The following is a 21,283-nucleotide window of genomic DNA, read 5'->3' as shown; positions in this document are numbered from 1 at the left end:
GTTCGCGCCCACGAGGGGCGAGGCTTGCGGTCCCCATCGCGAAGGGAACGTGCATGTCGGACACCGAGGGCGTCGAGCCCGAGGTCGCGGCCGCCCCGAACGAGGCCGGTCCAGCGGACCAGACCGACGAGGACCGTCCGACCTTCCTGGTCGTGCGCCAGGACGATCCGCCGGAGGAGCAGGACGGCGCAACCGAGGAGGTCGACCACCCCTCGAAGCTGTTGCGGATCGCCACGATGGTGCAGTCGATGCTCAACCAGGTGAAGACCACCGAGCTCGACGAGGCGGGGCGCGAGCGTCTCGCCGAGATCCACAACCGCTCCCTCAGCGCCCTCTCTGGACTGATCAGCGACGACCTCCGCGACGAGCTCGAGGAGGTCGCGCTCGCGACGTTCACCGACGAACGCACGCCGAGCGCGAGCGAACTGCGTGTCGCACAGGCGCAGCTCGTCGGGTGGCTCGAAGGTCTGTTCCGTGGCATCCAGGCCTCGATGGCCACCCAGCACATGGCCGCTCAAGCCGCCCAGATGAAGGCCCTGCGCCAGGGCGGTCAGGGCGACCAGCCCCCCGGCGGCGGCGGTGCCGGCCAGTACCTCTGAGTTGTGCTACCGCCCTTCGGGCTACTTGAGCACCTGAGTTGTGCTACCGCCCCTCTCGGGTTGCCCTACCGCCCTCCGGGCTACTTGAGGGCTTCACTCAGCGTGTGGTGGCGATGCCGCCGTCGACGGGGATGATGGCGCCGGTGACGTAGGCCCCCGCCTTGCTGGCCAGGTAGATGGCCACACCGGCCATATCCTCGGGGCGGCCGATGCGCCCCAGCGGACAGGACTGCTCGATCTGCTCGCGGAAGTTGTCGAGCGTCCACTCCATCATCTTGGACTCGAACGGCCCAGGGGCGACGGCGTTGACCGTGATGTGCTCGCTGGCCAGCCGCTTGGCGAGGTGGCGCGTGAGCTGGTGGACCGCCGCCTTGCTGGAGGAGTACGCGTACGTCTCGAACAGCGGCACGTGGATGCCATCGATCGATCCGATGTTGATGACGCGGGCGGGGTCGTCGGCGTCGCCGGCGGCTCGGAGCTGCGGCAACAGCGCCCGGGTCAGGTGGAACACGCCCTTGACGTTGAGGTCGAGCACCCGGTCCCAGCCGCTCTCGGGGAACTCGTCGATCGGAGCGGCCCAGTTCGCGCCGGCGTTGTTGACGAGGATGTGCAGCTCGTCCTCCTGCTCGGCGATCGTCGCCGCCAACCGGTCGCAGCCCTCCTTCGTGGACAGGTCCGCCGGGACGCCGACCGCCTCGCCGACCTCCCCGAGCTCCCTCTCGGCCGCCGCGACCGCGTCCTCCTTGCGCGAGGCCACGTAGACCCTGGCGCCGGCCTCGACGAAACCGCGGGCGATCATCAGCCCGATGCCGCGGGTGCCGCCGGTCACGAGCGCCACCTTGCCATCTACGGAGAACAGGTCGTTCACGGATCGCCTCCCCGGGTCCGGTGGTACACGTCGTGCTACCGCTTCGCTACCTGAGCACTCACGTCGTGCTACCGCTTCGCTACCTGAGCACTCACGTCGTGCTACCGCTTCGCTACCTGAGCACTCAGGTAGTGGAGCAGAGCAGCGAGGTCGTCGAGGACGGCGATCCGCTCGCGGTGGCGCGGAGCCAGGAAGGTGTGCTCGACGGCGTGGTCCAGCCACGAGGCCAGCTGGTCGAAGTAGCCCGCGACGTTGAGGATCGCGATGGGTTTGTCGTGCAGGCCGAGCTGGGCCCAGGTCGAGATCTCCATGAGCTCGTCGAGCGTGCCCAGCCCGCCCGGCAGCGCCACGAACGCGTCGGCGAGCTCGAACATGTGGGCCTTGCGCTCGTGCATGGTCTCGGTGAGGTGCAGCTCGGTGGCGCGTTCGTAGGGGACGTCGCGGTCGGTCAGGTGACGCGGCATCACCCCGATCACCTGACGGCCCCGGTCGAGGACGGCGTCGGCGACGAGCCGCATCATGCCGAGGCTCGACCCGCCGTAGACGAGGTCGATGCCCGCTTCGGCGAGGGCGGTGCCGAAGTCGCGAGCGGCGTCGGCGTATACCTCGTCGTCACCCGCCGAGGTGCCGCAGAAGACGCACACGCGCTGGATCGTCGTCACGCGACCGTCCTGCCGGCCTGCGCGCGGTCCGCGGCGTCCGTGACGATGGCGAGGAACTCGTCGATGTGGTCACGGTGGGTGCGGTGGGCCAGGACGGCGACCCTCAGCCAGTACTCACCGGCGATCACCGTGCCGCTGACGAGCGCACGCCCGCTGGCGTTGATGGCCTCGAGCAGCGCGCGGTTCCTGGCGTCGTCCGCCTCCCGGAGCCGGAAGGGCACGATGCTGAGGTCGGGTTCGTACGGGACATCGAAGCGGCCATCCGCAACGAGGCCTTCGTACACGACAGACGCGAGGTCGAGCTTCTCGTCCAGCGCTGCCCGGAACGCGGCGACGCCGTGCAGGTGCAGCGGCAGCCACACGCGCAGCCCGCGGAAATCCCGGGTCAGCTCCGGGGACAGCTCCGAGAAGTTCGGCAGCCCCGCCTCGGCGTAGACGTCCTGGATGTCGGCGAGGTAGACCGCCGCGTCGGCGTGGGCGCGTCGCAGCCGTTCGCCGTCACGCACCAGCAGCGCCCCGACCCCGTAGGGCAGGAACATGCCCTTGTGCGGGTCGAGGGTGATCGAGTCCGACCGCTCGATGCCGCGGAAGCGCTCGCGGCCGCGCTCGGTGAGGACGAAGAAGCCGCCGTACGCCGCGTCGACGTGCAGCCACAGGGTCTCGTCGGCAGCGACGTCGGCGAGAGCGGTCAGGGGATCGACGCTGCCGGTGTTGGTCGTGCCCGCGCTGGCGACGAGGAGGGCGGGGCGCAGACCGGCGAGCCGATCGGCGGTGACCGCCTCGCGGACGGCGTCGGCGTCCATGCGGTGGTGGGCGCCGGAGGGCACGACGCGCACGTTGTCCTCGGGGAACCCCGCCAGCCGTACCGCCTTCGCCACGGATGCGTGCGTGTGCTCGCCGACGTAGACCGTCCCGCTGGCCACGCCCTCGCCGAGATGCTGCGACCGCGCCGCCACGACGGCGGAGAAGTTGGCCAGCGAGCCGCCGCTGGTCAGGATCCCCTGCGCGGTGTCGGGCAGTCCGAAGAGACGTGCGAACCACGCCAGCACCGACTGCTCGATGGCGACCAGGACGGGTGCGGCGGCGGCCAGGCCGACGTAGCGGTTGGTCGCGTCGGCGTAAAGGTCGGCGAGCGCCGCGGTGACGACGCCACCTCCGGGGATGTAGGCGAGGTATCCGGGGCCGGTGGTGTTGAAGGCCTCGAGGGCGCCCGCGCCGACGAGGTCGAGCAGCGTCGCCAGATCGCCGGGGTCCTCAGGAGGATCGCCGGGCACCTCGGCGACGAGGTCGAGGGCACGGTCGGATGGGCGCATGGGTTGCTCGGCGACGGTCTCGACGAAGTCGGCGACGCGACCGACGACCTCGCGTGCCATCGCGAGGAACTCGTCGCGATCCGGTTCGAGCGGCCAGCTTCCCATGGGGCGGGCACGCTACCGGGAGCGGCGTCAGGTCCCCGATCGGGGTCGGGCTCGGCCGCCGCCTGCGGCGGCTCAGGTCCCCGATCGGCGCAGGGCGCCACGGTCGACCTTGCCGAGGTGGGTGCGGGGGAAGTCGTTGAGCACGACCACCTTCCGGGGATGCTTGTGCGGCTCGAGCCGGTCGAGGACGTGCTGGCGCAGCTCCGCCTCGATGCCGTGCGAGGTCTCGACATCGCCGAGGAGAACGAACGCCACCGGCTCGGTGAGGCCGGCGTCGTTGGGCACCCCGATCACCGCCGCCTCGCGCACGGCGTCGTGCTCGAGCAGGCAACCCTCCACCTCGGAGGGGATGACCCACTTGCCTCCGACCTTGAGCGCGTCGTCAGCTCGCCCCACGTAGCTGACGTAGCCGTCGGCGTCCTGCGAGACCAGGTCGCCCGTGACCACCCACTCACCACGGAAGGTCCGCGCCGTCTCGTCGGCGTTGTGCCAGTACCCGAGCGCGCGCGAGTCGCCCCTCACCCACAGGTGGCCGACCTGGGCGTGAGGCAGATCGGCCCCCTCCTCGTCGCGCACCCGCACCTCGAAGCCAACCACCGCACGACCCAGCGTCCCGGGACGGACGTCGTCGGGGCGGTTGCTGAGGAAGATGTGCCACATCTCGGCGGTACCGAGGCCGTCGAGCAGCTCGACACCGAAGCGATCGACCCACCGCTGGTACAGCTTGGCCGGCAGGGCCTCTCCCGCCGACGTCGCGAGACGCAGGCTCGACAGGTCCGTCGGCTCGTCCTGATCGAGCATCGCGCTGACCATCTTCGGGACGGTGACAAGGATCGTGGCGTCGTGGCGCGCGATGCGCTCGAACAACGCCTCGGGCGTGGCGCGTTCGGCGAACAGCGCCGTCGACGCGCCGACCGAGAACGGGAACAGCAGGTTCGAACCCGTCGCGTAGCCGAAGTAGAGCTTGGGTACGGAGATGGTGATGTCGTCGGGGCGCATCCCGAGCACGCCCTTGCCGTAGCGCTCGGTCGTGTTGGCGAAGGAGCGGTGGGTCTGTGGCACCGCCTTCGGGGCGCCGGTCGTGCCGCCGCTGAACAGCCAGATCGCGGCGTCGTCTCGGTGGGTCGCTGCCGTCGCGACGGCCTCACGGTTCGTCGACGGGCCCACGGCCGGGTCGACGGTGAGCACGTGCTGCACGGTGCGGGCGCTGGCGACCGCCTCGTCGGTCCGTCCGCTCTCGTCCGTGATGAGGACCCGGGCCCGGCTCTGGTGCAGGATCGCCGTGAGTGCGTCCGCGGGCAGGTCGGGGTTGACCATCACGACGACCGCCCCGACCGTGACGATCCCGAACAGCGCCCCGACGTAGGCCGCGCCGTCGGGCAGCGCGATGACGACGCGCTCCTCGACCCGAACGTCGAGCTCGATGAGGCGCGCGGCGAAGGCCTGACTCAGGGCGTGGACCTGTGCGTAGGTCACGTCACGGTCGTCGAGCCGGAGCGCCACGCGGTCCGCGTCGCCGGCCTCGAGCCGCGCCGTGAGGAAGTGATCGGCGAGGTTGAACCGCACCGGCACCTCGAACCCCACGCCACTTCTCCCGTGCGCCTCCGCCCCGCAGGCTACTTGTGCGGATGAGCGCTAGGTTCGCTGCCGGTTAGAAGAGACCACGAGAGGGATGCGTTGCTCCGTGCTACCGCTTCGCTGCTTGAGCACAGGCTCCGTGCTACCGCTTCGCTGCTTGAGCACAGGCTCCGTGCCACCACTTCGCTGCTTGAGCACAGGCTCCGTGCCACCACTTCGCTGCTTGAGCACAGGTTCCGTGCTGTCATCGTCGCCTCATCGCTGCTGCTCGCCGGATCGATCGCGCTGCCGGCGCTCGCCCAGGACGGACCGCCGACCACCGAGTTCGAGGCCAGCGGCGGGGCCGAGTGGACCTCGCACGAGGGCGAGCTGGCCTTCCTCGAGGCGGTTGCCGACGGGTCCGACCGCGTCGAGGTCAGCGTCGTCGGCGAGAGCGTCCAGGGCAGGCCGCTGCACCTCGTCGAGGTCGGCCACCCCACGCCCCGCGGTGTCGAAGCAGCGCAGGAGGAGCCGACCGTGTTCATCTTCTGCACCCAGCACGGCAACGAGCCGGCGCCGCGTGAAGGGTGCCTGCGCTGGATCCGTGATCTCGCGTTCACCGACGACCCCACGCTCGTGAGCCAGCTCGAGGACCACACGATCATCTTCATGCCGACCGCGAACCCCGACGGCCGCGAGGCCAACACCCGGTGGAACGCCGACGGCATCGACATCAACCGCGACCACCTCAACCTCGAGACGCTCGAGGCACGCGCCATCGCCCGTGTGATCCGTGACTGGACCCCGGACATGGCCCTCGACCACCACGAGTACGGCCAGACCCCGCTGTTCTACGACGACCACATCACCTACATGTGGCCCCGCAACCTCAACGTCCACAAGCCAGTACGCGACCTGGCGAAGACGTTCCTGCAGGACCACATCGATCCTTGCCTCGAGGAGGAGGGGTTCAGCGGCGACGAGTACGGCATCAACGAGTTCGGCGACCAGGACCTGACCCAGACCGCCGGAGGACCGGACGAGGGGATCTCGCGCAACGCCGCGGGGCTGCGGCACAGCCTCGGGATCCTGATCGAGTCGGGCTTGCTGCCCGACCCGCGCAACCCGACCGGCGAACTCGACTCCGCGGCGAACCAGAACCGCCGCGTGGATGGCCACTACCGCGTCATGGAGTGCACGCTGGAGTACTACCGAGCCAACGGCGAGCAGGTCCGCGCGACCGCCGAGGAGTCCCGCGTCGTCAAGGAGCAGGAGGGCGAGGACCGCAGCGCCCCGCTGTTCTTCAACGGCCAGTTCGAGGACACGACGGTAACCGGCACGGGCCAGGCCGAGTCGACGTCGTTCGCCGACCCGCCGCCGTGTGGCTACCTGCTCACCGCAGACCAGGCCGAGACAGTCGGGACCGCCTTCGAACTCCACGACATCGGGTCCGCTGGGGTCGACGCCGGCGTGTTCGTGGACATGGGCCAGACCGCGGAGCCGGTGATCGGGTTGCTGCTCGACGAGCGCGCGTCGCGGCACAGCGTCGCCGGCGAACCGCTCGACGACTGCGTGGCGTTCCGGTCCGCGGGTGGTGGTGCACCGGCTCCCGCTCCGCCTCCGGCGCCTGACCCCGCCCCGGACGGTCCTCCGCTGCCAACCACCGGGGCCGGGCTGGCGTTCCTCGGTCTGGTGCTCGCCGGGGTCGGGGCGCTGCGCCTCCGCTGACCCTGGTCGGACCGCCGGTCGCGTCGGGGCGCCGGCTGGGCCAGCTGCTCCCTGGCATCGGTGTCCCGGTTCCGGTGCCACATCGCAACGTCAGCGGGACATCGACCGAGCGGGCGCGGCGAGGTGGGCGCGGACCTGGGCCACGAAGGCATCGGGGTCGGTGAGCACGACCGAAGCCGGGGCGCGGTCGATGTCCCAGCCCGCCGCCTCGAGGTCGGCCTGGCGCGCCTCGTCGGCGGCGACGTCCGGCGCGATCGAGTGCCACGCCTTCCCGTCGATCTCCAGGCCCTTGTCGCGATCCGGCCAGGCGAGGTCGATCTCGTAACGGCGCCCCGCCGCCTCCACACGGTGGTTGACGACGGGATGGGAAGCCCGGAGTCGCGGATCGCGAGGAAGCCCACGATCTCGGCGATGGAACGGGTCCGCGCGAGCGCAGGGTCAGCGCCTGCCAGCACCCGCCGCAGCTTCGCAGCACCCCGCACCCTCCCCAACTCACCCAGGCACGATGCCACTTCCAGCGGCGTGACCAACCCATGCCGCCACGCGTCGTAGAGGACGTCGGCCAGCCGCTGGCGTGTGACCTCCGCGGCGAGATCGAGGATCGTGCGAGCGACCGAGGTGACCGGAACACCGACGTGGGGCGCGCGGCGGAGCGGCGCAGCGAGGGTCTCATCGCGGAGCCTGCAGTTCGGTAACACGTACGGAGCCGAGGCGACGTGCTCGCGGCAATAGGCGGCTCCGCGAGGAGAGCCTCGAGGAGCCGCGGAGCCCCACGCTGGGGGCGCGAGGGTAGGGTCGGGCCCATGACCGACGACGCCACGGCTGGCGGGGACGCTCCGCTCTACTACGCGGACTACCTCCACCTCGACGACGTGCTCGGGGCGCAGCGGCTCGAGAGCGCGAAGGCCGGGACGACCGCGCACGACGAGATGCTGTTCATCATCGTGCACCAGGCCTACGAACTGTGGTTCAAGCAGATCCTGTGGGAGCTCGATGCGGTCCTGCAGATGATGGGTCAGGACGAGGTCGCCGAGCGGGACGTCGGGCGCACGGTGAGTCACCTGCGCCGCATCATCGAGATCCAGCGGCTGCTGATCGACCAGATCTCGGTGCTCGAGACGATGACGCCGCTGGACTTCCTCGACTTCCGCGACATGCTCATCCCCGCATCGGGCTTCCAGAGCGTGCAGTTCCGCCTCATCGAGAACCGACTCGGCCTCGATCCCGCGTACCGACTGAAGATCGACGGGGCGCCGTACCACTCCCGTCTCACGTCGGTGCACGCCCAGCAGCTGCTGGACTCGGAGGAGGAGCCCGCGCTCATCGACCACGTCGAGCGCTGGCTCGAACGCACGCCGTTCCTGAGCTGGGAAGGGTTCGACTTCTGGACCGCCTACCGCGGGGCCGTCGAGGAGATGATCGGACGCGATCGTCGGTTGATCGAGACCAACCCCAACCTCGACGAGGGGACGCGCCAGGCTCAGCTCGAGCGGTTCGAGGAGACGGTCGCGCACTACGAGGCGCTGTTCGACGACGAGCGCTACGACGCGTTGATGGCGCGCGGTTACCGGCACCTGTCCCGGATGGCGTTCCTCGCCGCACTCGAGATCACGCTGTACCGGGACGAACCCATCATGCAGCTGCCGTTCCGGCTGCTCGAAGCGCTGATGGACGTGGACGAGGGGTTCACGACGTGGCGCTACCGCCACGCCCTGATGGCGCAGCGCATGATCGGCGGGCGCATCGGCACCGGAGGGACCAGCGGGGCGGCGTACCTGCGCAAGGCCGCCGAGCGGCACCGCGTCTTCCGCGACCTCTTCGACCTCGCGACGTTCCTGATCCCCCGTTCTCACCTGCCGGAGCTGCCGGAGGACATGCGCCAGGCGATGCAGTTCCGGTGGTCCGGCGGGTGAACCTCAAGCACGCGTTCTCGCGGTTCCTCACGTCCGACCCGGAGCGCCTTCACGTCGCTGCGCACAGCCACCACCCGTGGCCCGACGCAACCTTCGACGCCCAGCAGCAGGCGTGGCTCGACGCGGCCGCGATGCACGACGACAAGTGGGATCACGTCTTCGAGACCGTCATCCCCGAGGCGCAGGGGCACATCGCCCACACCGTCGGCCTCAGCGACCCGATGTCGATGGTCTTCGCCCCGAACACCCACGAGTTCGTCTTGCGCATCATCTCGTGCCTGCCACGCCCCGCCCGCATCCTGACCACCGATGCGGAGTTCCACAGCTTCAGCCGCCAGTCGCGCCGCCTGCAGGAGGCCGGCGACGCGGTGGTCGAGCGTGTCCCGGCCGAGCCGTTCGCGACCTTCACCGACCGCTTCGCCGACGCCGCGCGCGTGGGCGAGCACGATCTGGTGTTCCTCAGCCACGTGTTCTTCGACTCCGGCTACGTCGTGCCCGACCTGCCGCGGCTGCTGGCCGCGGTCCCCGACGATGCCACCTTCGTCGTGGTGGATGGCTACCACGCGTTCATGGCGCTGCCGGTCGACCTGCGCGCCCTCGGACCCCGGATCTTCTACCTCGCCGGGGGCTACAAGTACGCGATGTCGGGTGAGGGGGCGGTGTTCCTCCACGTCCCCCCTGGCTACGGGGAGCGCCCCGTCGACACCGGCTGGTTCGCCGCGTTCAGCGACCTCGATCAGGGGGTCGACGACAGGGTCCGCTACCAGCACGGCGCCGACCGGTTCTGGGGTTCGACGTTCGATCCCTCAGCGCTCTACCGCTTCAACGCGGTGCAGCGGCTCCTCGCGGCCGAGGGCATCGACGTCGAGGCCATCCACGCCCACGTGCGCGGGCTGCAGGAGCGGTTCGTCGACGCCACCGCCGACCTCGACCTCGGCGAGCTGCTCCCGCCCTGCGACGTCCCGGATCGCGGCAACTTCCTCACCTTCCGCTCGCCCCAGGCCGCCGAGATCCGCGCCGCACTACGGCGCGAGAAGGTGATCGCCGACCATCGCGGCGACCGCCTGCGGGTCGGGTTCGGCGTCTACCACGACGAGGGCGACGTTGATGAACTCCTGGCCCGCGCACGGTCCGCCCTCGGCTGACTATCGTCAGCGCACCGGGAGTGCGACGACCAGGGAGCCCGACATGGCGGACCAGACCAAGATCCTGCTCGAAGAATCGGAGATGCCGACCCGTTGGTACAACATCATCCCGGATCTGCCGGAGCCTCCACCGCCGGTGCTGCACCCGGGGACGCACGAGCCGATCGGTCCACAGGACCTCGCCCCGCTGTTCCCGATGGCGCTGATCATGCAGGAGGTCAGCACCGACAGCTACATCGACATCCCCGAGCCGGTCCTCGACGCGTACCGGATGTGGCGGCCGAGCCCGCTGTACCGGGCGCACCGGCTCGAGAAGGCGCTGAGCACCCCGGCGCGGATCTACTACAAGTACGAGGGCGTCTCGCCGACGGGGTCCCACAAGCCCAACACCTCGGTCCCACAGGCCTACTACAACGCCCAGGAGGGCGTCCGCAAGCTCACCACCGAGACCGGGGCGGGCCAGTGGGGATCGGCGCTCGCGCTCGCCTGTGCCATGTTCGGCCTCGAGTGCGAGGTGTGGCAGGTCGCCGCCTCGTTCATCCAGAAGCCGTACCGGCGCGTGATGATGGAGACGTGGAACGCCACCGTCCACGCGTCTCCTAGCGACATCACCCAGGCGGGCCTCGCCATCCTGAAGGACGCGCCCGACTCCCCCGGGAGCCTGGGCATCGCGATCAGCGAGGCGGTCGAGGTGGCCGCCCAGGACGACCACACGAAGTACGCGCTCGGCAGCGTCCTGAACCACGTGCTGATGCACCAGACCATCATCGGCGAGGAGACACTGCTCCAGCTCGCGAAGGTCGGCGACACGCCGGATGTCATCGTCGGCTGCACCGGCGGTGGGTCGAACTTCGCCGGTCTGAGCTTCCCGTTCCTGCGCGAGAAGATGGCCGGGAACATGGACCCGACCATCCGGTGCGTCGAGCCCGCGGCGTGTCCGTCGTTCACGAAGGGCGAGTACCGCTACGACTTCGGTGACACCGCCGGCATGACGCCGCTCGTCAAGATGCACACGCTCGGCCACGACTTCGTGCCCGACCCCATCCACGCGGGTGGCCTGCGCTACCACGGCATGTCGCCGCTGCTGAGCCACATCTACGAGCTGGGGCTGGTCGAGGCGGAGGCGATCGGTCAGACGGAGTGCTTCAAGGCCGGGGTGCTGTTCGCCCAGACCGAGGGGATCATCCCCGCCCCGGAGCCCACCCACGCGATCGCCGCGGCGGTGCGCGAGGCACAGAAGGCGAGCGAGACGGGCGAGGAGAAGGTCATCCTCACCGCCATGTGCGGCCACGGCCACTTCGACATGCAGGCGTACGACGAGTACCTGTCGGGGCGCCTCGAGGACTTCGAGTACCCCGAGGAGAAGGTCCGCGCCGCCATGGAGAAGGTCCCCGTCATCGCCTGAGCGCCCTGCCCCCGCGCCCCGCCCCCCCACGCCCCGCTGCGTGGAGACCTGGCCTCACCTGCGAGACACATCCGACACGGAGCGGGGCGCGGGGGATCAGGTGGGGCCGGGGATGACGGCGGTGGCGACGATCTCGATGGAGGCCTCGGGGTCGAACAGCTCGGTGACGCCGAACAGCGACACCGCCGGGTAGTGCGCCCCGAGGTGCTCGCGCCACGCCTCACCGATCGGCCCGAGCGCGTCGCGGTAAGCGGCGACGTCGGTCACGAAGATCTGCAGCGACACAAGCTGATCGGGGCTGGCCCCGGCAGCCGCCACGGCGGTGGCGAGGTTGCGTAGCGCTGCAGCCGCCTGACCCGCCATCGAGCCGTCGTCGATGTTGCCGTCCGCGTCGTGCGCCGTCTGTCCCGCGACGAACACCAGCCGCCCCGGGAGCGGGACGGTCACGTGGCTGAAGCCCTTGGGAGGCAGCAACCCGTCGGGGTTGATCAGCCGGTGTCCGGTCGTCATCGCTTCACCTCTCGTCAGCGGCCGCGCCACTGGGGGTCGCGCCCCGCCTGGAACGCGGCGTAGAACTCCGCGTGGTCCTCAGCCGTCATCAGGAACGCCTGGGTCCACGCCTCGAGGTCGATGGCGGCCCCGAGCGAGGTGTCCTGCTCGCGCGTGAGCAGGTTCTTGGTCGCGGCCACCGCCCACGTCGGCCCGTCGGCCAGCCGCCGCGCCAGCGCCGACACCTCCGACATCAGCGCGTCGTCATCGACGACCCGGTTCGCCAACCCGTAGCGCTCGGCCGACTCGGCGTCGACGGCGTCACCGAGCAGCAGCATCTCGGTCGCCCGCCCCAGCCCCACGACCCGCGGCAGTAGGTAGGCGCACCCCATGTCGGCGCCGGCTAGGCCGACCTGGGTGAACAGGAACCGGAAGCTCGCCGACCGCGCCAGCACGCGCAGGTCGGCGGCCAGTGCGATGACCGCCCCGGCCCCCGCCGCCACGCCGTTGACCGCGGCGACGATCGGCACCGGCAGCTCGCGCATCCGCTGCACGACCGCCCCGGTCATGCGCGTGAACGCGAACACCTCGCGCTTGTCGCCCCGCTCGAGCAGCGCCCCGATGATCGCGTGGACGTCGCCGCCGGCACAGAATCCGCGCCCCTCCCCCGCGATCACCAGCGCATCGACGTCACCGCGATGCTCGATCTCGGCCAGCAGGTCGCGCAGGTCGGCGTACACGTCGAGCGTCAGCGCGTTCAGCTTGTCGGGGCGTGTGAACGTCACGGTGCCCACGCGCTGCGAAACCTCGAACCGCAGGTGTTCCCAGTCGGAGGTCAGCGGCGCGGACGCACGGAAGCCGCTCACCGCTGCACCTCGCGACCGTCCACGCTCGCCGGAACCGAGCACCGGAAGCCGCTCACCGCTGCACCTCCCCGCCCTCGATCACGATCGTCTGCCCGTTGACCGCGCCTGAGTCCTCGGAGGCGAGGTAGGCGACGGCCGCGGCCACCTCCTGGGGCTCGATGAGACGCGGGAGGGCCTGGACCTGCAGCAGATCGCGCAAGGCGTCGTCCTCGGAGCGCCCCGTGCGCTGCTGGATGTTCGCGAGCGTGCGCTCGACCATCTCGGTGCGGACGAACGCCGGGCAGACCGCGTTGGCGGTAACGCCGGTCCCGATGAGCTCGTGCGCGGCAGCCCTGGTCAACCCCACGGCCGCGTGCTTCGAGGCGGCGTAGGCGCCCGTGTAGCGCATGCCCTGCACCCCCGCCACCGAAGCCAGGGTGACGATACGGCCCCACCCACGCTCCTTCATCCCGGGGATGACGGCGCGCATGCAGAGGAAAACCCCGGTCGCGTTGATCGCCAGGATCGTGTTCCAGTCCTCGAGGCTGGTGCGGTGCACCGGCGCAGCAAGATCGCGCCCCGCGTTCGCCACCAGGATGTCCACCGAGCGGCCGTCGAAGAACGCCCCCACCGCGTCCTCGTCGGTGATGTCGAACGCGGCTGTCTGCACCCCCAGCTCGGACGCGACCGCCGACAGGGCCTGCTCGTCCCGGCCGGTCACCGTGACGTCGTGGCCGAGCTCGACCAGGCGGGCGGCCACCGCGCGGCCGATGCCCTTGTTGCCTCCCGTGACGACAGCGGTGCGGCCCATCAGCTCTCCTCCAGGAAGCGCACGGGGTCGAGCACCACGAGATCGGCGCGCCCCGCTGCGACGATGGTGTCGATCTCGTCGAAGGTGGTCACGTTGCCTCCGACGAGAGTCCGCGCCCCGGCCTCGTTGCGGATCCGGTCGGCCAGCGGCACCAGGAACCGTCGCCGGTAGGTCTGCGAGGTCGAGATGCGCGGGACGGTGTGGCCCGCGGCGACGGCCACCAGGGCCGCTCCGGCGTCGACGAACGCGCGTGCGAGCTCGACGCCGTCGTCGGCGGTGAGCCCGCCGGGCACGCGGTCGTCGACCGTGAGCCGCACACCGACGGGTCCCTCGCCCCAACCCTCGTGGGCCGCGGCGAACGCCTCGAGGGGGTACCGCAGCCGCGACAGCAGGTCGCCCCCGTAGTGGTCGTCGCGGTGGTTGGTCAGCGGGGACAGGTAGCTCGCGAACAGGTAGCCGTCGGAGGCATCCAGGAGCAGCAGGTCGAAGCCGGCCTCGCGCGCCCGGTGGGCGGCCCGACGCACGTCCTCGATCACCGAGCCGTCCGCCTCCGCTGTTGCCGGCTCCTGGCTCCACGGGGTGTACGGCAGCGGTGACGGCGCCGGCACCGTCCAGGCGTGGTCGCGAAGCGGACGGTCCAGGCCGCGCTGACGGGGCCGGGTCGCGCCCCGCCGCCCCGAGTGACCCAGGCGGGCCGCGATGACCGCGCCCTCTCCGTGGACGGTCTCGACGATGCGGCGCCACGCCGCGACGTGCTCATCCCGGTACAGACCCGGGGAGCCGCTGGTGACCCGGCCGTGTGCCGAGATGGCGACGGGCTCGGTGATGATCAGCCCGGCACCGGTCGCGGCGGCGCGGCCGTACGTCGCGAACTCGGGTGTCCCGGGCGTGCCTTCGCGAGCGGTGTCACCGGGAGGCGGCTGCAACGCGATGCGGTTGGCGAGGACCAGCGACCCGACGCGGAAGCTCGCGAGCGAGGGCGGGGCGCCGATCAGGCGGGTCTCACCGCTGCTGCGATGACGGAGGTTGCGGTCGACCGCCGCGACGGTGCGGGGATCGCGCTGCTGCAGGTCGCTGCGCAGGATGCGTCCGCTGCGCGTGAGGAGGTTGAACACGAACTGCTCGCGCGACAGACCGCGGTAGCGGCCGCGCACGAGCGCGAGGAAGTAGTCGGCGCTGTCGATGGCGGCTTCCTGGAAGCGCTCGACCGGTCCCTGACGCTCGAGCTCGTAGTCGGTGAAGGCCGCATCCGGATCGCCGGGGTGCGCGACGAAGGCCTTCGACAACGCGATCGCGTCCTCCATCGCGAGCTTGGTCCCCGACCCGATCGAGAAGTGGGCGGTGTGCGCCGCGTCCCCCACCAGCACGACGTTGCGGTGGTGCCACGAGCGGTTGCGCACGGTGGTGAAGCGCCGCCACACCGACCGGTTCGACAGCAGCCTCCCGCCCCGCAGGTGATCGGCGAACAGGTCGTGGCAGAACGCCAGGCTGTCGTCCTCGGTCATCGTGTCCAGTCCGGCGCGCCGCCACGTGTCGTGGTCGCATTCGACGATGAACGTGCTGAAGCCGGCGTCGAACGGGTAGGCGTGGACCGTGAACAGGCCGTGGTCGGTCTCGCGGAAGATGAACGTGAACACCTCGAAGACGTGGTCGGTGCCGAACCAGGCGAAGGTGCCACCGTGCTCCGCGTCGGAGCTCCCGAACTCCTTCTGCAGCTGCTGGCGCGTCGGGCTGTGCACGCCATCGGCCGCCACGACGACGTCGTACTCGTCGCTGAGGACGAGCGCGTCGGCCGCCGTCTCGTAGCGCACATCGGCGCCGAGTGCGGTGGCACGTGCAGCCAGACGCTGCAGCAGCGTCAGGCGCCGGATGGCGGAGAAGCCGTGGCCGCTCGCACGTACCGTCTCGTCGTGGCGGTGGATGTCGATGCCACCCCAGCGCACGAGGTGGCGGTCGAGGTCGAGCCAGGTCTCGTAGTCGGCGTCACGCAGCTCGGTCAGGGTGTCCTCGCTGAACACGACGCCCCAGCCGAACGTCGCGCCTCGGGGGTTCTGCTCGAAGACGACGACATCGTGGCCAGGTTCGTCACGCAGGAGCAGGATCGCCAGGTAGAGCCCGGCCGGTCCACCTCCGACGATGGCGACCCTCACCCGTTCACCACCGGGGCGACGGCCTCGGCCAGGCGGGACAGCTCGGAGGGATCGGAGGTGGCAGGAAGCAGCACGAGTTCCTGGCAGCCGGCGTCGCGGTAGCCGCGGACGCGGTCCTGCACCGCCTCGGGGGAGGTGAGTAGGTCGGCGGCGATGCGCTCGGCGAACGCGCCGGTGAAGGCGTAGTAGTCGCGCAGGTAGGCGTCACCGGCGTCCGGGTCGGTCAGCGTGAAGTACGACTGGCCCCACAGCTGCGGCTCGCCGGGTCGCCCCGCATCGACCCACGCGCTGCGCGCGTGTGATGCCGCACTGTCGAACGCTCGTGGAGGGCCGCCTCCGTGGACGTAGCCATCGGCGGACCGCGCGGTCCGCAGGAACGCGGGGGCGCTTCCCCCACCGACCAGGAGGGGCGGTCCGTCCTGCGCCCCTCCGTGAGGTCCGATCGCCGGGTCCTCCCACACCTCGCGGATGCGGGCGAGCTGGCGGTCGAAGCTGCGCCCGCGGTCACGCCACGCGGCACCGGTCGCGAGGTAGTCGTCCTCGCGTGCCCCCAACGACAGGCCGAGCACCAGCCGTCCACCCGAGAGCGCATCGATGGACGCGGCCTGCTTGGCGAGGATGGTGGCGTTGCGGATCGGGGCGATGGCGATCATCGTCACCAGACGTACCCGCTCGGTGACGGCCGCGGCAGCCGCGAGCGTGGTCAGCGGATCGTGGCTGTCGTAGACGACCCGGTCCACCACGCCGAGGCTCGTGAACGGACCGGCCTCGGCGTCGCGCGCCCAGTCGAGCAGGACGGCGGGATCGTCGCGGGGCGTGGTGGTGGGCAGACCCACTCCGACCCGCACACCGACCTCCCGCTCCGTGTCGCGCATCCTGCCACGCGTGCCGCGCCACCGTAGCTACGGTGGGGGCCGCACCCTCGGCACGTCGCGGGAGGCGGGGTCGTTGGACGACGGACTAGCGCGCCGGGTCGACGATGTGCGGCGCATCGCGCGCGACCACGTCGTGCCCCAGCTCGGTCCCGAGACCGGGCGCGTGGACCGCGAGCTCGTCCGCCTGCTCGGCACATCGGGACTGCTCCCCCGCCTCTTCCCCCGGACGCACGGCGGCAGTGCCGACACGACCGTCAACGCCACCGAGCTGTGCGTGTTGCGCGAGGGTCTGGCACAGGAGAGCACGGCGGCCGAGACCGCCCTCGCCGTGCAGGGCCTGGGCGCCTACCCCATCCTGCAGTCGGCGAGCGACGAGGTCGCACAGCGGTGGATCCCGGCCGTGGCATCGGGTGAGGCGATCGCCGCGTTCGCGTTGACCGAGCCGGATGCCGGCTCCGACGCCGCTGCCATCGCCCTGAAGGCTGACCCCGACGGCGACGGCTGGCGCCTCAGCGGAACCAAGACGTGGATCAGCAACGCACCGTCGGCCGACGTGTACACGGTCTTCGCTCGGACGACGCCGGAAGCGGGTGCGCGTGGGGTGACCGCGTTCGTCGTCGCGGGCGACAGCGATGGTCTCGCGGGCCAGCCGCTCGATCTGCTCGCCCCGCACGCGATCGGCACGCTGACGTTCGACGGCGTCCGTGCCGAGACGGTCCTGGGCGAGGTCGACCACGGGTTCCGCGTCGCGATGCGCACCCTCGACCTGTTCCGTCCCTCGGTCGGGGCGTTCGCGGTGGGCATGGGCCAGGCCGCGCTCGACGCGGCGGTGCAGCACGCCCGGGACCGAGAGGCGTTCGGTCATCCCATCGCCGAGTTCCAGGCCGTCTCGCATCCCCTCGCGGACATGGCGACGCGGCTCGAGGCGGCCAGGTTGCTGGTCTACGCCGCAGCGGCGGCGTACGACGAGGGCCGGACCGACCAGCTCACCCAGCGATCCGCGATGGCCAAGCTCTACGCCACCGAGGCCGCCCAGTTCGTGATCGATGCGGCGGTGCAGATCCACGGGGCGCGAGCGCTCCAGCGCGGACACCTGCTCGAGCACCTGTACCGCGACGTCCGCGCGACGCGGATCTACGAGGGGACGTCGGAGATCCAGCGCACGATCATCGCCCGCTCGCTGCTGGGAGCCAGCGAGTGAACGGCGTGGGTCGCGTCCTGGTCCTGCACGGCCCGGACGCCGCCGTCGATCGCCATGGACCGCTGGCGGCGCCGCGGGACCTGCGCGAGCTCGACGCGCTGTGCGACATCTGGGGAGCCGAGGTGGGCGTGCGGGTCGACATCGACCAGCCGCGCAGCGACGAGGCGCTGCTGGAGCGACTCCGCGATGCAGCCGCCGACTACGACGGTGTCGTGCTCCACCCCGGCCCCCTCGCCTTCGAGTCCCAGGCGCTCGCCGCGGCGCTGCTCGAGGTGTCTATCCCGGTCGTCGAGGTACAGCTCCGCGACCGCTCCCTTCCCGGCGCACCGGCATCGCTGCTGAGTCCGGCGTGCGTGTGGACGATCCACGGGCGGGGCGCGGACGGGTTCCGGTGGGCGCTGCACCACCTGGTCCACCGCAAGGTGTGGCCGGTGCAGACCTTCAGCTACGGCGACCACCCCGATCTCGTGGCCGACGTGCGCCTACCTGTCGGAGACGGTCGGCACCCGGTCGTGGTGCTCCTGCACGGGGGGTTCTGGCTCCAGCCCTGGGAGCGGGACCTCATGGAGGGTGTCGCCGTCGACCTGACCAGCGCCGGTGCCGTCACCGTCAACCTCGAGTACCGACGCGTGGGTGGCCACGGTGGGTGGCCCACCACCGCCCACGATGTAGCAGCGGGCATCGGACACCTCGAGGAGCTCGCCCAGCGGCTGCCACTCGACACGTCGCGACTCACGCTGGCCGGGCACTCGGCCGGGGCGCAACTAGCGGTGTGGTACGCAGCCAGCGCCGCGCACGATCCCGGTCGGCCCCGCCCCGTCCACGTGGTCACGCTGGGAGGCGTGCTCGATCTGCCGACTGCACACCGCGACGGGCTCGGAGGAGGTGCGGTGTCGCGGTTCATCGGGGACCGCTCCTCCCGCCTCGCGGAGGCGTCGCCGCTGGAGCTGGTCCCGATCGGAGTGCCGCAGACCGTGGTGCACGGAGCGGACGATCGGCTCGTCCCTGCCTCCCAGGGCGCGACCTACGCCGTCGCCGCTCGGGCGAGCGGCGACGCGGTCGATCACGTCGTCATCGACGGTGCCGGCCACTTCGACGTGATCGACCCCCGGCATCCTGCCTGGGCCACGATCGGTGGCGCGATCACGCGAGGTGCCTGAGGCGCCGCTCGCTACGCGCCGTCCTCGCGGGCCCGCATCTCGTCCTCGAGCCGGCTGCGGATGACCGGGAACCGCTCGACCAGGTCGTCGAAGGACGTGCGGTCGACGGTGAGCATCTTCACGTCGCTGGCCGCGCGCACGGTGGCGGAACGGTCCTCGCCACGGAGCATCCCCATCTCGCCCACGAACGAGCCCGCGTCGACCGTCGCGACGTGCTCGCCATCGCGAGTGACCTCGACGCTGCCGGAGACGATCACCAGGAGCTGCTCGCCGTGGTAGCGCTCGAGCATCACGGTGGCGCCGGCTCGCAGTTGCAAGGGCTCGACCAGCCCGGCGACCGCGTCGAGGTCCTTGTCGCTCAGCCCGTCGAACAGCGGATGCGTCCGCAGCTGCTCGACGATCGGACCACGTCCCTTGGTCATCCGTCCCTCCCCTGGTGGTCGGCGGAGCCTCGCACACACGGGACGGTGGGGCCAACGTCAACCGCCGTCCACCCCGATCACGCCGAGGTTGGTCCCGCAGACCCCACACCAGACGACCAGCACCGTGGCGGCCGCCCCCGTGTCGTCGGTCGCCGGCAAGCGCGACGTACGCAGCTGTTCGTCGATGGACGAGCGGCAGTGGGGGCATCGGGGCGGATCGGCTCCCGCCGCTGCGCGAACGACCTCGAGCGCCCCGGTGCCAGCCTCGACGAAATTGGACCGGCGCCGTCGGGAAGACCGGGATGCTTGCTCATCAAGGACCCGGACGACGGTCTCGCGCATCCGCTCGAGGTCCACACCCAGCTTCATCAGGATCAGTGCCGCGAGCCCTTCCCCCTCACGGAGCAGCCCGAGGAGGACGTGCTCGTTGCCGATGAAGTCCTCGCCGAGCTGCTGCGCCTCGCGGAGGCTGAGCTCCAGCACCTTCTTGGCGCGCGGGGTGAAGGGAACGTGCCCCACGGGTACATGTCGTCCAGGCCCGACGATGGACTCGACCTGGTGGCGGACGGCGGTCAGCGAGACGCCGAGTTCCGTCAGGGCCGTGGCGCCGGCCCCGTCGCCCACCTTGATCAGGCCCAGGAGTAGGTGCTCGGTGCCGATGTAGTCGTGGTGCAGGCGCCGTGCCTCCTCCTGCGCGAGCACGACCGCACGCCGCGCCTGCTCCGTGAACCGTTCGAACATCGTTCCCCGCGGACAGCACCGGACGGAGCCTCGCACACCGCCTGGTGGGGGTCCACTCGGGGCGTGCGGGGCGTGGCCGGTCGGCCGGGGGCCGGATGCGTGCCACGAGGACCGGATGCAGCACAGTACGGCGGTGAACCTGCTCGACCTGCTGCTGGCTGTCCTGCTGATCGTCGCGGCGATCGGTGGCTACCGCATGGGCTTCCTCGCCCGCGGAGCGTCCTGGGCGGGACTCATCGTGGGACTGCTCGCGACGACGGTGACCGTGCCCTTCGCGCTCGGCGCCTTCGATACGGCGGAACCCCTCACGAGGATGGGCGTCGGACTCGTCGTGCTGTTCCTCACCGTCGGCGCCGGCATGGCCCTGGGCGAGGTGGTCGGCTGGCAGCTACGGACGAGCGTGCAGCGGTCGTCGCTGCGCACCATCGATCGCAGCGCCGGGGCCGTCGCGGGGGTCGTCGGTCTGGTCGTCTTCGTCTGGCTGGCTGCCCCGGTCGCGGCGGCGTTCTCACCGACCGCCTCGGAACAGATCCGGGGCTCGGCGATCGCCGGCTGGGTCGAAGGTGTGACGCCCGAACCCCCGGACACCGTCGCGACCATCCAGACGCTGGTCGACCGCACGCGCTTCCCCGAGGTGTTCGCCGACCTGCGGCCGACACCCGACACGGGACCCCCGCCATCGGAGGTCCCGGTCGCACCCGAGGTCGTCGCGGCCGTCACCGCCTCCACCGTCAACGTGGAATCCCAGGGATGCGATGCCCGCTTCGAGGGCAGCGGCTTCGCGGTGGCGGTCGACCGAGTCGTGACCAACGCGCACGTCATCGCCGGCGCCGACGTCGTCGAGGTACGCCGCCCCGATGGACAGGTGCTCCCGGCCAACGTTGTCACCTTCGATCCCGCGCGGGATCTCGCCCTGCTGGACGTCCCCGGTCTGGGACAGCAGCCGCTGCAGCTGACCGAGGCATCCGAGGAGTCGGGCGTCGCCATCATCGGCTACCCGGGTGGCCAGAACGAGCCTCGGGTGGCACCCGGCACGGTCCGCTCGATCCAGCCGACCGTGGGCAAGGACATCTACGACGAAGCGCGGGTCGAGCGCCAGGTCATGTTCCTGGCGGCCGAGCTGCAGCGAGGCGACTCGGGCGCGGCCGTGATCACGCAGTCGGGCGGCATCGCCGGTGCGGTCTTCGCTGTGTCACCTGATCGCGCGACGTCGTCGTTCGCGCTCGACGCATCCGAGCTGCGGGCGTTCCTCGAGTCCCCACCCGCCCCGGGCACGGGACGGTGCGTCTGAGCA

The 21,283-nt window shown here is 71.0% G+C and carries 20 protein-coding genes; 8 read left to right on the top strand and 12 right to left on the bottom strand.

What is annotated here, in order from left to right:
* Positions 1-53: 53 nt before the first annotated feature.
* Complete coding sequence (locus KY469_14180; protein MBW3664244.1) at positions 54-599, top strand: bacterial proteasome activator family protein; 546 nt, start codon at positions 54-56, stop codon at positions 597-599.
* A 97-nt stretch (positions 600-696) separates the two neighbouring features.
* On the opposite strand, the gene KY469_14175 is transcribed toward KY469_14180, so the two are convergent.
* The 4 genes from KY469_14175 to KY469_14160 all read right to left on the bottom strand — a co-directional run bounded on the left by KY469_14175 (position 697) and on the right by KY469_14160 (position 5,131).
* The gene (locus KY469_14175; protein MBW3664243.1) at positions 697-1,467 is read right to left on the bottom strand and encodes an SDR family oxidoreductase; all 771 of its coding nucleotides are present in this window, start codon (positions 1,465-1,467) and stop codon (positions 697-699) included.
* Positions 1,468-1,568: 101 nt separating this feature from the next.
* A complete protein-coding gene (locus KY469_14170; protein MBW3664242.1) occupies positions 1,569-2,120 on the bottom strand; it encodes a TIGR00730 family Rossman fold protein in 552 nt (183 codons plus the stop codon).
* Between the two features lie 5 nt (positions 2,121-2,125).
* Complete coding sequence (locus KY469_14165) at positions 2,126-3,547, bottom strand: aminotransferase class V-fold PLP-dependent enzyme (GenBank protein MBW3664241.1); 1,422 nt, start codon at positions 3,545-3,547, stop codon at positions 2,126-2,128.
* A gap of 72 nt (positions 3,548-3,619) precedes the next feature.
* Positions 3,620-5,131, bottom strand: coding sequence for a benzoate-CoA ligase family protein (locus KY469_14160; GenBank protein MBW3664240.1), 1,512 nt, complete (start codon positions 5,129-5,131; stop codon positions 3,620-3,622).
* Positions 5,132-5,224: 93 nt separating this feature from the next.
* On the opposite strand from KY469_14160, the gene KY469_14155 reads away from it, so the two are divergent.
* The gene (locus KY469_14155) at positions 5,225-6,832 is read left to right on the top strand and encodes a M14 family metallocarboxypeptidase (GenBank protein MBW3664239.1); all 1,608 of its coding nucleotides are present in this window, start codon (positions 5,225-5,227) and stop codon (positions 6,830-6,832) included.
* 90 nt (positions 6,833-6,922) lie between these two features.
* Here KY469_14155 and KY469_14150 read toward each other — a convergent pair whose 3' ends face one another.
* Positions 6,923-7,177, bottom strand: coding sequence for a hypothetical protein (locus tag KY469_14150; protein ID MBW3664238.1), 255 nt, complete (start codon positions 7,175-7,177; stop codon positions 6,923-6,925).
* 458 nt (positions 7,178-7,635) lie between these two features.
* Here KY469_14150 and KY469_14145 point away from each other — a divergent pair, with 458 nt between their 5' ends.
* From KY469_14145 to KY469_14135, 3 genes are read left to right on the top strand one after another with little or no spacing between them, the layout of a single operon-like run.
* A complete protein-coding gene (locus KY469_14145; protein MBW3664237.1) occupies positions 7,636-8,745 on the top strand; it encodes a tryptophan 2,3-dioxygenase in 1,110 nt (369 codons plus the stop codon).
* The gene (locus KY469_14140) at positions 8,742-9,890 is read left to right on the top strand and encodes an aminotransferase class V-fold PLP-dependent enzyme (protein MBW3664236.1); all 1,149 of its coding nucleotides are present in this window, start codon (positions 8,742-8,744) and stop codon (positions 9,888-9,890) included. Before KY469_14145 ends, KY469_14140 begins: the two co-directional genes overlap by 4 nt.
* A 43-nt stretch (positions 9,891-9,933) precedes the next feature.
* Positions 9,934-11,295, top strand: a complete 1,362-nt coding sequence (locus KY469_14135) for a TrpB-like pyridoxal phosphate-dependent enzyme (GenBank protein ID MBW3664235.1) — start codon at positions 9,934-9,936, stop codon at positions 11,293-11,295.
* Between the two features lie 96 nt (positions 11,296-11,391).
* Here KY469_14135 and KY469_14130 read toward each other — a convergent pair whose 3' ends face one another.
* The 5 genes from KY469_14130 to KY469_14110 are packed head-to-tail and all read right to left on the bottom strand — an operon-like array spanning position 11,392 to position 16,438.
* Positions 11,392-11,805 carry a RidA family protein gene (locus KY469_14130; protein MBW3664234.1) on the bottom strand — a complete coding sequence of 138 codons (414 nt, stop codon included), beginning with the start codon at positions 11,803-11,805 and terminating at the stop codon, positions 11,392-11,394.
* A gap of 14 nt (positions 11,806-11,819) precedes the next feature.
* Positions 11,820-12,650, bottom strand: a complete 831-nt coding sequence (locus tag KY469_14125; protein MBW3664233.1) for an enoyl-CoA hydratase family protein — start codon at positions 12,648-12,650, stop codon at positions 11,820-11,822.
* 52 nt (positions 12,651-12,702) lie between these two features.
* Positions 12,703-13,440, bottom strand: a complete 738-nt coding sequence (locus tag KY469_14120; GenBank protein MBW3664232.1) for an SDR family oxidoreductase — start codon at positions 13,438-13,440, stop codon at positions 12,703-12,705.
* A complete protein-coding gene (locus KY469_14115) occupies positions 13,440-15,590 on the bottom strand; it encodes an FAD-dependent monooxygenase (protein MBW3664231.1) in 2,151 nt (716 codons plus the stop codon). The genes KY469_14120 and KY469_14115 overlap by 1 nt, the downstream gene beginning before the upstream one ends.
* Complete coding sequence (locus KY469_14110; GenBank protein MBW3664230.1) at positions 15,587-16,438, bottom strand: LLM class flavin-dependent oxidoreductase; 852 nt, start codon at positions 16,436-16,438, stop codon at positions 15,587-15,589. Before KY469_14110 ends, KY469_14115 begins: the two co-directional genes overlap by 4 nt.
* A gap of 100 nt (positions 16,439-16,538) precedes the next feature.
* Between KY469_14110 and KY469_14105 the strand changes: the two genes are divergently transcribed.
* Positions 16,539-17,666, top strand: coding sequence for an acyl-CoA dehydrogenase family protein (locus KY469_14105; protein MBW3664229.1), 1,128 nt, complete (start codon positions 16,539-16,541; stop codon positions 17,664-17,666).
* Between the two features lie 5 nt (positions 17,667-17,671).
* On the top strand, positions 17,672-18,826 hold the full coding sequence (locus tag KY469_14100) for an alpha/beta hydrolase (protein MBW3664228.1): 1,155 nt from the start codon (positions 17,672-17,674) through the stop codon (positions 18,824-18,826).
* A gap of 11 nt (positions 18,827-18,837) precedes the next feature.
* Here the strand turns inward: KY469_14100 and KY469_14095 are convergent, their stop codons facing one another.
* On the bottom strand, positions 18,838-19,248 hold the full coding sequence (locus tag KY469_14095) for a cyclic nucleotide-binding domain-containing protein (GenBank protein MBW3664227.1): 411 nt from the start codon (positions 19,246-19,248) through the stop codon (positions 18,838-18,840).
* Between the two features lie 57 nt (positions 19,249-19,305).
* Positions 19,306-19,989, bottom strand: a complete 684-nt coding sequence (locus KY469_14090; GenBank protein ID MBW3664226.1) for a hypothetical protein — start codon at positions 19,987-19,989, stop codon at positions 19,306-19,308.
* Between the two features lie 115 nt (positions 19,990-20,104).
* On the opposite strand from KY469_14090, the gene KY469_14085 reads away from it, so the two are divergent.
* On the top strand, positions 20,105-21,280 hold the full coding sequence (locus KY469_14085; protein ID MBW3664225.1) for a MarP family serine protease: 1,176 nt from the start codon (positions 20,105-20,107) through the stop codon (positions 21,278-21,280).
* Positions 21,281-21,283: the final 3 nt, after the last annotated feature.

Source organism: Actinomycetota bacterium, from assembly GCA_019347575.1.
Classification (GTDB): Bacteria; Actinomycetota; Nitriliruptoria; order Nitriliruptorales; family Nitriliruptoraceae; genus JAHWKY01.
This window is presented reverse-complemented; position numbering and strand designations above follow the sequence as displayed.